This is a genomic window from Deinococcus taeanensis (genome assembly GCF_020229735.1).
Lineage (GTDB): Bacteria > Deinococcota > Deinococci > Deinococcales > Deinococcaceae > Deinococcus > Deinococcus taeanensis.
In genome coordinates, this window is sequence record NZ_CP083455.1 from 261053 (window position 1) to 270000 (window position 8948).

The window sequence follows — 8948 nt, forward strand, 5'->3', positions numbered from 1 at the left end:
GCTGCCCGCATGCATTCCGGTAGGCTGGGCCGGTGTTCGTGCACGCCATCGGTTTTGACGACGCGCCCTTTCACCGCGAATGGCGGGGAGATGTGCCGGTGATCGGCACGACGTACGCGCGGACCACGCTGCACGGCGTCGTCAGTGGCCGCGTGCGCCGCGACGGCCGCAACAGCACCGCGGAACTCGCGCGACTCGTGAACCTCTCCCCGGCGCACCTGCAGCTGATCCTCCTGCAGGGCATCGCCCTGGCGGGCTTCAATGTGGTCGACCTGCACGCGCTGCACGGAGCCACGGGTCGTCCGGTGCTGATCGTGGCGCGCCGTGCGCCCAACCTGGACCGGATCCGGGCGGCCCTCCTTGCCCGCGTCCCGGGCGGCGCCCGCAAGTGGCGGCTGGTGCAGGCCGCCGGGCCGATGGAGGCGTGCGGGGGCGTGTTCGTGCAGCGGGCAGGCCTGACGCTCACCCAGGCGCAGGAGGCTCTGGAGGCGCTGACCGTGACGGGCCGTGTTCCGGAGCCACTGCGGGCCGCGCACCTGATCGCCCGTGGCGTCACGCGGGGGCACAGTGCCGGTGGCCGCGTGTGAAACCCGGGTGACCTCAGGGCGCGAAGCCAGGCGCCCGGCACCCCGGGCCCAGCCGAGCCTTTACGCTTCCCTGAACTCTCAAGGCTTCCATCAGGTCACGTCAGCCTGCCGTCACGCGCACTGGGCACACTGAACGCCATGAAAAGCAACCTGACCACCCTGCTGGCCCTCGGGGCCGCCGCGACCCTCAGCACTGCCGGCGCTCAGGCGAAGATCAGCGCCCAGAGCATCATCGTGAACCCCACGCAGCCTGACCTGAGCGTCAGCGTCCGCGTGAGCAAGGACACGAGCGGCAACCAGAACCCCGCCTACCGCATCGGGGAAGCCATCAGCGTGAGCGCCACCGTCAACCGTGACGCCTACGTGTACCTGTTCAACGTGAACCCCGACGGCAGCGTCGACCAGGTTCTCCCCAACCGCCTCAGCGGCGCCAACTTCGTGAAGGCGAACACCACGACCACCTTCCCCGCCGCAGACGCGAACTTCACCTACACCGTGGACGGCCCCATCGGGCAGAACAAGGTGCTGGCCCTGGCGAGCCTCACCCCGCTGAACCTTGACCAGATCAGCCAGTTCAAGACCGCTCAGGACCAGTTCGCCACTGTCAGCACCCAGGGCGGTCAGGCCGGCCTTGCCCAGGCGCTGAGCATCGTCGTGAACCCTCTGCCTCAGAACAGCTGGGTCACCGACACGGCCTTCTACACCGTGGCCGCGCAGACACCGGTAACCACGGGCAGCCTGTTCGTGGGTACGAACGTTGCCAACGCCACCGTGATCCTTAACGGTCAGCGGCTCGGCGGCGCGAACGTCACCTACAGCAACCTGCGCGCCGGCACGTACCCCGTGCGTGTCCAGGCCCCCGGATACAGTGACTACAGCACCACCGTGACCGTGCGCAGCGGCGGCACCACCAACCTGAACGTCGAGTTCGCTCAGGCGCTCGCGGCACCCGTCAGCAGTGGCAACCCGGTGCTGGACCTGATCGGGAACCTGCTCGGCGCTATTGCCGGGACCACCATTCAGGACCCCGCGCGCAGCGCCTTCGACCAGAAGGTCCGCGACCTGCAGGCCCAGGGGTACGTGCTGCAGCAGACCCGCCCGACCAGCACCGGCTACAGCGGCACGCTCGTGAAGGGCGCCACGACCGCCACGCTGACCGTGGACCGCGGAGCGAACCGCACAGTGCGCGTGAACGTCAGCGAAAGCACCACCTACCAGTACTGAGCCGAGAACACAGGAGGGCCGCGCCTGCAAGCGCGGCCCTCCTTTTTATGGTCTGGTTCAGCTATGAAGCTGGGTCTGCAGGAAGGCCATCAGCCCGCGGATGTGCGCGCGGTCAAAGCGGAACTCCACGCCCGCTGCGCGGTAGAGGTCCGGTACGCTCACGGTGCTGCCCAGGCGCAGGCTGGTCGTGTAGCGGTCGAGTGCGCCCTGCGGGTCGGTCTGCGCGCCGCGCCACACCCCCACGGCCGCGAGGTAGCACATGGCGTACTCGATGTAATAGAAGGGCACCTGAAAGACGTGGTAGTACTGCCAGCCCTTGGCGCGCGCCCGCTCGTCCAGGCCGTCCCAGTTCACGAACGGGTGGAAGGTCCGGTCCAGCTCCAGCCACTTGGCGTCGAGCTGATCAACGGTGACGGTCTCGGGCGCCTCGGCGTACAGCCAGTGCTGGAAGGCGTCCATCTGCGCTGCCCACGGCAGGAACGCAATGACACCCTCCAGCTGCTTCTGCCGGTAGCGCGCGAGTTCGTCCGGGGTGAACACATGCCCCAGGTGGTCAAGCGTCAGGAACTCCATGGCCATGCTGGGAATCTCCACGAACTCGATGGGACTCCAGCGGTTCCAGACCAGGGCCTGCGCGTCGCCGCTGTAGAACCCGTGGAAGGCGTGGCCGACTTCGTGAAACAGCACGCGGAGGTCCTCAGCTGTGCCGACCACGTTCATCAGTACGAACGGTTCGTTTGTGGTGGGAAAGTACTGGCAGTACGCGTGCGTCATCTTGCCTGGGCGGGACTCGAGGTCAAGCAGGCTCCCGTCACGCATCTGCCGGAAGCGTGCGCCCAGCCCGGAATCCAGGCGGTCGAAGGCCTGCTGCGCCAGCGCCTCCAGTTCCGCGCCGGTCTGGAAGGGGACCAGCGGCGCGCGGCCCTGCGGGTCAAGGAGGTTGCTGCGGTTGTAATCCCAGGGGCGCACGTGGTCCAGCCCCAGTTCACGGGCGACGCCCTGCACCAGCGCGGCCGTCAGCGGCACCACCTCATCCCGCACGGCCTCGTGGAACGCCACGCAGTCTTCAGGGGTGTAGTCCACGCGGTCCAGCACCCGCCACTGGTAGTCACGGAAGGTGGGCTGATCGGCGTTGCGGGCCAGCTGCCAGCGCGTGGCGATCAGGTCCAGCATCACTTCATCCAGGTCGCCGGCCACGTTCAGGGCGCTGCGTGTCAGGGCGTGCCAGGCGGCCTCACGCGCAGCGCGGTCCGGACTGTCCAGGCGCTGCCGGGCCTGCGGGATGGTGAGTGTCTCGCCATTCAGGGAGACGCTCTGGTTCCCGCTGATCACGGAGTGCCGGTTCTTCTGCTGTTCGTGCGTGACGCCCAGCGTGACGTTCGCCTCGCGGAACAGGGCCGCGGCGTCCCGCATGCGCCGGAAGGCCAGCGCGAAATCCGCTGCGGGCACGTAGTCCGGCACCGCCAGCAGCTTCTCCTTCAGGGCCTGCTCGGCGCGCTTCGCTTCAGGCATCACCTGCGCCACGAACGCCTGAAACCTCTCCTGCACCTCGGGACGGTCCGTGTGCAGGTCAGCGTGCGTGGACAGCCGGGCCGCCGCGGCGGCCAGTTCGCTGCTCAGGGTGTTCCACTCGCCCAGCCACGCCGGGACGGTTCCGGCGTTCAGCGGGGCGTCCAGCAGAACCTGGTAGCGGGGCGCGTAGGTCTCCCAGCGGGTGGCAGGGGCCGGGACGGCCAGTTTGGCTTCTACAGCCCTCAGATTGTGCACGGTCATCCCGGCGAGTGTACTGCCGGGGCGCAGCGTTCAATCCCGCGCCTGGGGCGGCCGATCCGGCTTGCCGGGACGGCCTCCACCCCGCGTCATGTCGGGCAGGGCCTTGATCTCCGCTTCGGTCAGGCGGCGCAGCTCGGCGGCAGGGACGTCCGTCAGGAGCCCCTGGTCGGTGGTGACGTCCACCGTGCCGGCCAGGGGATGCAGTTTCGTGACCTTGCCGCACGCGCCGCTGCTCTCGTGGCACACGCGGGCGTTCTTGCGCGGCAGATCCTTGAGCAGATCGAGGTACTGCGTGTGCTCGAACTGAAGGCAGCACAGCAGCCGCCCGCACGGCCCGGAGAGTTTCTCGGGGTTCAGGGGCAGCTGCTGGTCGCGGGCCATACGGATGCTGACGGGCGCAAAGTCCTGCAGGTGCGTGGACGAGCAGTTCTCGCGGCCGCACGCGCCGAGCGTGCCGATCATCTGGGCCTGCTCGCGCGGGCCGACCGCGGCGAAGTTCACGCGGGCCCGGGTGTGGCCGCGCAGTTCGCTGATCAGGCCGGTCAGTTCGATGCGTTCCTCGGCGCTGTAACTCACGGTCACGAGGCTCTCGTCAAGGGTGAACTCGACGGCCACGACCTTCACGGGCAGGTTGCGCTGCCGGGCGCGGGCGCGCAGCAGCCACTTCAGGTCCTCGCCGGTGCGGTGCAGCTCTTCCCAGCGGGCCACGTCGTCAGGCGTGGCGGCGCGCAGCACGGCGCCGTAGCGTTCCTGCGGCTTGGGTGCGGTGGCCTCGCCGCGCACCGTGGCGACCTCCGGGCCGCGTTTGCCCTGCACAACCACCTTCGCGCCGACAGCATGCGCGTCTTCGCTCAGCATAGGATGCAGGCGGGGACTGCGCTCGAACCGGACGGGAAGGACGACCATGCCGAGCAGAATGTCACGCCTGAGCCCGGCCCGTCGAGAGCCGGTGCACAAAGCAGTCCCCGCCACAGACCGGTGTGCGGCGGGGCAGGGGAGGAGCGGATTACAGGATGCGCTGCCCGAGCAGGCTGGCGGCCATGCCCACCATGACCTCGGCCGTCTGGTTGAACGTATCGAGGATCGGGTTGACCTCCACGATGTCCATGCTCGTCACGCGGCCTGACTCGCTCAGCAGTTCCATCAGCAGGTGGCCTTCCCGGTAGGTCAGGCCGCCGGGAACGGGGGTGCCCACGCCGGGGCACACGCTGGGGTCCAGGGCGTCGGCGTCGAAGGACACATGCAGGCGTTCGGTGCCGCTCAGGCGCTCCAGGGTCTCCTCGTGAATGCGGGTGATGCCCAGCTGGTCCACGTCCTTCATGGTGTACGCCTTGATGCCGGCCTCGCGCAGCAGTTCGCGTTCGTGCGGATCCACACTGCGAATGCCGATCATCACGATGTCCTCGGGGCGCATGTGCCACCCGCCGCCCAGACCGGTCAGCTGCGGATCGCCCTGGCCGGTCAGGTGTGCCACGGGCATGCCGTGAATGTTGCCGCTGGGGCTGCTGTGAGGGGTGTTGTAATCGGTGTGGGCGTCCACCCAGATCAGGCCCATGCGTGCGCCGCCCTCGCGGCCGCGCAGGGCGTTGCCGGTGACGGTACCCATGCTCACGCTGTGATCCCCGCCAATGGTGAGGGGAAAAGCGCCGTCGGGCAGGTCTGCGAGGCGGCTGGCGGCCGAGCGGCAGGCGTCCAGGATGGGGTCCAGGAACACCAGGCCGTTCTCGGTGAGCTTGTCGATACTTTCCGGCAGGGCCACGCGCACGTCCCCCAGATCGGTCACGGTGTGCCCCAGTTCACGCAGCGCGCGGGTCAGGTGAGCGTTACGGAGTGCGGACGGGCCCATGTCCACGCCGCGCCGGCCGGCGCCAAGGTCCATAGGAATCCCGAGGATGGAGATGTTCATGCACGACAGCCTAAAGGCTGCGCCGCGCTATGCCTTACGGCTGCAACATTATTTCTGGTTCGTGCGATCAGCGGCGGCAAAGTGAGTATTCATCTGCATATTCATTCTGGGCGGTGAGCCCACAGGCGCAGCTCGCCGTCCTCCTCAGTGAAGGTCCGGCCGATCTCCTGAAATCCTGCTTTCTCCAGGACGCGCGCACTGGCCGGGTTGGTCACCGCCGTCCCAGCGGTGACGACCCTGACCGCACTCTGGGTCTGCACATGCGCTGTGAAAGCCTGTACGGCTTCGGTCGCGTACCCGTGGCCCCACACGGCCGGGTTGAATCCGTACCCGATCTCCTGCTCTCCAGCCGCGTCCGGCGGGCCCTTGACTCCCAGCTGTCCCACGGCTTCGCCCGTGTCACGCGTAACGGCAATAAATGCCCCCGGCACTTCCTCCTGACCCGGCGTCAGTTGCGCCAGCAGGCCGGGGAACATGGGCAGCGGGTCCCCGGGCCACTCCGGTCCGAACCGGACCTCCAGGGGGCCATGTGGGCTGTTCAGGGTCAGGGTGAACGCGTCGCCCTGCAGGCGGCGTGTCATAACGGCGCGGGTCAGCGGCAGCAGCAGTAAACGGGACGTGAAGAGCGCAGGCACCCGCACAGGCTACGCTACGCCGTTAGACACGCCGCTCCCGCTGCGTGGAGCCGGACGGTAGACTCGGCCATCACTGCCGTTGTTCTGCTGTTCCCCTACGCGGGGACACTGCTGCCTGCCTCATGACTGATCCTGCCACCTCCCATCTCAACCGCCCCGCCCCGCTGGGGAAGCGGCTCATGGTGCTGGCAGACTACGTGCATCCCTTCGTGTACCGCGCGCAGTTTCCCCAGGGCGTTCCTGCCGTGGACGCCGTCCTGGCCGCCGGGGATCTCCCCGGGTATTACCTGGAGTTCCTGGCCACCAAACTCACTGTGCCGGTCATCTACGTGCATGGCAACCACGAGAACGAGTTCGTGAACGAGGGAGAAGGCCGCGTCGCGCCGCGCGGCGTGATTCCCGCGCACGGCCGCTTGGTCGAGGAAGCCGGGCTGCGCATTGCCGGCTGGGGCGGCGTGCCCCGCTACCGGCAGGGCGGGCACGGCCAGTACAGCACCTCTCAGGCCCGCTGGGGCCTGCGCCGCATCGGCTGGCAGGGGCGCGCGGGCATAGACGTGCTGCTCACGCACGCGCCGCCCGCCGGACCGCACAGCGGCAGTGACTACGCGCACCGGGGCTGTCCGGAACTCACGGCTTTCATCACCCGCTGTCGTCCCCGGCTGGCGGTGCACGGTCACATTCACGAGTACGAGGGCCGGAAACTGGAATACACCGACCCGGCCAGCGGCGCGCGCGTCGTGAACGCGTACGGCTACCATCTGCTGGATTTGTAGGCGGGCTCTGCGCTGGTCACCCTCACAGTCAGGCGGAGAGGCCGCTTTCCTTCCATAAAGGCTGCTGCGCTATTTCGCTTAAGGCGACCTGTAGGACTGGCACATGCGCCACACCGTGCAGCCGTGGATACTCTCTCTCGGCCTGGTGAGGCTGCCCCACGGGGCAGAGGCCAAGAGGGAGACGCCCACCTCTTCACCAACGGGCGCGCGAGCGGGCCACAGGCTCCGTGAAGGTGCAGGTCCTTCAGTCCGCCACCACCATCAACTGCCGAAACCGGTCCGGGTCCCACCCCTGGACCGGCCCGTTCGTGTGGTCCACCCTGCGGGCGCGGCGCTGCGAGCGGCGGGCAGGTAGCATCAGGCATGTTCACGACCGCGCCCCACTGCAATGCTGACCGCCTGCGAGAATTTCATGACGCCATCGGCGAGAGCCCCCGGCGGCGGCCCACGGTGCCGGACGAAGCGCTGCTGGCACTGCGCCGCACGCTGATTCAGGAGGAAGCCGCTGAGGTGGAGGCCGAGTTCCAATCTCTCGCTGCGCGTCTGGCGGCAGGGGAAACGCTCCAGGCAACGGAACTGGCCCCGCTGGCGCATGAACTCGCGGACCTGCTGTACGTGACGTACGGCGCACTGGACCGCCTGGGTATCGATGCGGACGCCGTGTTCGCGGAGGTGCACCGCGCGAACCTCAGTAAGGCGTCCGGGCCGCGCCGCGCTGACGGGAAGATCCTGAAGCCCGTGGGATGGCAGCCGGCGAACGTGCGCGCCGTGCTGGAGGCGCAGCTGAAGGCAGACCAGTAACAGGCGCGGCCTCACATCTCCTGTGAGGCCGCGCCTGTCAGGGGGTCCTGACTGGGTTCAGAAGGGCGTTTCGTCTTCAGCAGGGCGGGCCGGAGCGGGCCGGGCGGCCGGGGCGGGCCGGGGTGCGGCGGGCCGGGCAGCGGCTGGGGCGCTGGGCTGGGTGCGGCCGCCCGGGGTGGCGTAGCGTTCCTGACGTTTGCCGCCCCGGAAGATGGCGAGGGTCACGTACTCGAATTCCCCGTCTGATTTCTCGCGGATGTGGTCGGGGTCGGTGCTTTTTGCCCCGCGCGAGTACTTGACGGCGGCGGGGAGTTTCATTTTGCGGCTGTCCACGGCTTCCAGTTCGCGGCGGCGGTACGCGTAGCCTTTGTGGATCACGAGTTCCTCGCCGTCGGGACTGGTCCATTTGCGGGCGCCGATGAGGTGCCAGTCGAAGTCCAGTTCGTTGTCGAGCGGGAATTGGTAGCCGCCGGTGGGGATTTCGCCGCTGGTCCAGCCGAGTCGGCCGTACTGGCGTTGAATGTCGAGAAGTTTGTCGGCGCTGTCGACGTCCACGGTGACTCTGGCGCCTAGGTCGGTGGTGAATTCAATGTGCAGCATGCAGCCTCCTTACGTAAATAACATAACATGAATTGAGGCTTCTGACCAGTGGGAAGCGCACCCTGTCAACGGACCAGCACATAGAAGGCCCTTTCCCCCTCCCGCGCCAGATCCACAACGGTGTACCCCAGCGCCAGCGCTCCACTGAGGGCTTCCCGCAACGCCAGCCGCCACGCACGCCGCACCGGTCCGGGCAATGTCTCCGCCCGGACCGGCACTTCAATGAGCAGTTCTGGCGCGTCCGACAGAAGCACCGCGCCTGGTCCGTCACCCAGCGCCTCCAGCACCCGCACGCCTCGCGGCGCCGGCGCCGGCCGCTCCGCCCGCGGCGCCCTCAGGTCCCACTCCACCATCAGCCGGTCCGCCGGAAACGCCGAAACGCGGTCCTCCTCCAGCGCGTACCAGTCCGGCAGGTACGTCCGCGTCACCGCCCCCAGCTTCCCAAGATTCAGCCGTGCGTTGCGCGCCACCAGAGGATCGAAGGTCCACGTCATGCGCGTCAGCCCCTGCGCCAGCGCCCGTTCCCGCTGGGCGTGCTTCAGCGCCACCGCCAGGCCGCTGCCACGGCACGCCGGGTCCACGGCCAGCAGGTGCGAATGATGCCACCATTCCCCGTCCTGCAGGGCCGGGAACCCGAACGCCAGCCCCA

The 8948-nt window shown here is 68.3% G+C and carries 10 protein-coding genes (1 of these 10 cut by a window edge); 4 read left to right on the forward strand and 6 right to left on the reverse strand.

What is annotated here, in order from left to right:
- Positions 1 to 32 precede the first annotated feature (32 nt).
- Entirely contained in the window at positions 33 to 587 is a 555-nt protein-coding gene (locus LAJ19_RS01215; RefSeq protein WP_225476522.1) for an endonuclease dU, read from the forward strand.
- Between the two features lie 138 nt (positions 588 to 725).
- Positions 726 to 1811, forward strand: a complete 1086-nt coding sequence (locus LAJ19_RS01220; RefSeq protein ID WP_225476523.1) for a DUF4384 domain-containing protein — start codon at positions 726 to 728, stop codon at positions 1809 to 1811.
- Between the two features lie 57 nt (positions 1812 to 1868).
- On the opposite strand, the gene LAJ19_RS01225 is transcribed toward LAJ19_RS01220, so the two are convergent.
- From LAJ19_RS01225 to LAJ19_RS01240, 4 genes are all read right to left on the reverse strand, one after another.
- Positions 1869 to 3584 (reverse strand): M3 family oligoendopeptidase, encoded by a 1716-nt coding sequence (locus LAJ19_RS01225; RefSeq protein ID WP_225476524.1) that lies wholly within the window; start codon positions 3582 to 3584, stop codon positions 1869 to 1871.
- A 30-nt stretch (positions 3585 to 3614) separates the two neighbouring features.
- The gene (locus tag LAJ19_RS01230; RefSeq protein ID WP_225476525.1) at positions 3615 to 4490 is read right to left on the reverse strand and encodes a PSP1 domain-containing protein; all 876 of its coding nucleotides are present in this window, start codon (positions 4488 to 4490) and stop codon (positions 3615 to 3617) included.
- Positions 4491 to 4590: 100 nt separating this feature from the next.
- Positions 4591 to 5490: an arginase gene (rocF, locus tag LAJ19_RS01235; RefSeq protein WP_225476526.1), complete on the reverse strand. Its 900-nt coding sequence runs from the start codon at positions 5488 to 5490 to the stop codon at positions 4591 to 4593.
- Between the two features lie 101 nt (positions 5491 to 5591).
- A complete protein-coding gene (locus LAJ19_RS01240; protein WP_225476527.1) occupies positions 5592 to 6125 on the reverse strand; it encodes a GNAT family N-acetyltransferase in 534 nt (177 codons plus the stop codon).
- A gap of 122 nt (positions 6126 to 6247) precedes the next feature.
- Here LAJ19_RS01240 and LAJ19_RS01245 point away from each other — a divergent pair, with 122 nt between their 5' ends.
- Complete coding sequence (locus LAJ19_RS01245; RefSeq protein ID WP_225476528.1) at positions 6248 to 6898, forward strand: metallophosphoesterase family protein; 651 nt, start codon at positions 6248 to 6250, stop codon at positions 6896 to 6898.
- Between the two features lie 363 nt (positions 6899 to 7261).
- A complete protein-coding gene (locus LAJ19_RS01250; protein ID WP_225476529.1) occupies positions 7262 to 7699 on the forward strand; it encodes a pyrophosphohydrolase domain-containing protein in 438 nt (145 codons plus the stop codon).
- A 57-nt stretch (positions 7700 to 7756) separates the two neighbouring features.
- Here the strand turns inward: LAJ19_RS01250 and LAJ19_RS01255 are convergent, their stop codons facing one another.
- On the reverse strand, positions 7757 to 8299 hold the full coding sequence (locus tag LAJ19_RS01255) for a single-stranded DNA-binding protein (protein ID WP_225476530.1): 543 nt from the start codon (positions 8297 to 8299) through the stop codon (positions 7757 to 7759).
- 65 nt (positions 8300 to 8364) lie between these two features.
- Positions 8365 to 8948: the 3' portion of a GNAT family N-acetyltransferase gene (locus tag LAJ19_RS01260; RefSeq protein WP_225476531.1), read on the reverse strand. It continues 160 nt past the right edge of the window; the window shows 584 of its 744 coding nt (coding positions 161-744); its start codon lies beyond the right edge, outside the window; the stop codon is at positions 8365 to 8367.

Excerpts from the sequence above, each read along its gene's own strand:
- LAJ19_RS01250 (WP_225476529.1), top strand. The coding sequence starts at position 7,262 with ATGTTCACGACCGCGCCCCACTGCAATGCTGACCGCCTGCGAGAATTT.
- LAJ19_RS01225 (WP_225476524.1), bottom strand. The coding sequence starts at position 3,584 with ATGACCGTGCACAATCTGAGGGCTGTAGAAGCCAAACTGGCCGTCCCG.
- rocF (WP_225476526.1), bottom strand. The coding sequence starts at position 5,490 with ATGAACATCTCCATCCTCGGGATTCCTATGGACCTTGGCGCCGGCCGG.
- LAJ19_RS01220 (WP_225476523.1), top strand. The coding sequence starts at position 726 with ATGAAAAGCAACCTGACCACCCTGCTGGCCCTCGGGGCCGCCGCGACC.
- LAJ19_RS01255 (WP_225476530.1), bottom strand. The coding sequence starts at position 8,299 with ATGCTGCACATTGAATTCACCACCGACCTAGGCGCCAGAGTCACCGTG.
- LAJ19_RS01230 (WP_225476525.1), bottom strand. The coding sequence starts at position 4,490 with ATGGTCGTCCTTCCCGTCCGGTTCGAGCGCAGTCCCCGCCTGCATCCT.
- LAJ19_RS01245 (WP_225476528.1), top strand. The coding sequence starts at position 6,248 with ATGACTGATCCTGCCACCTCCCATCTCAACCGCCCCGCCCCGCTGGGG.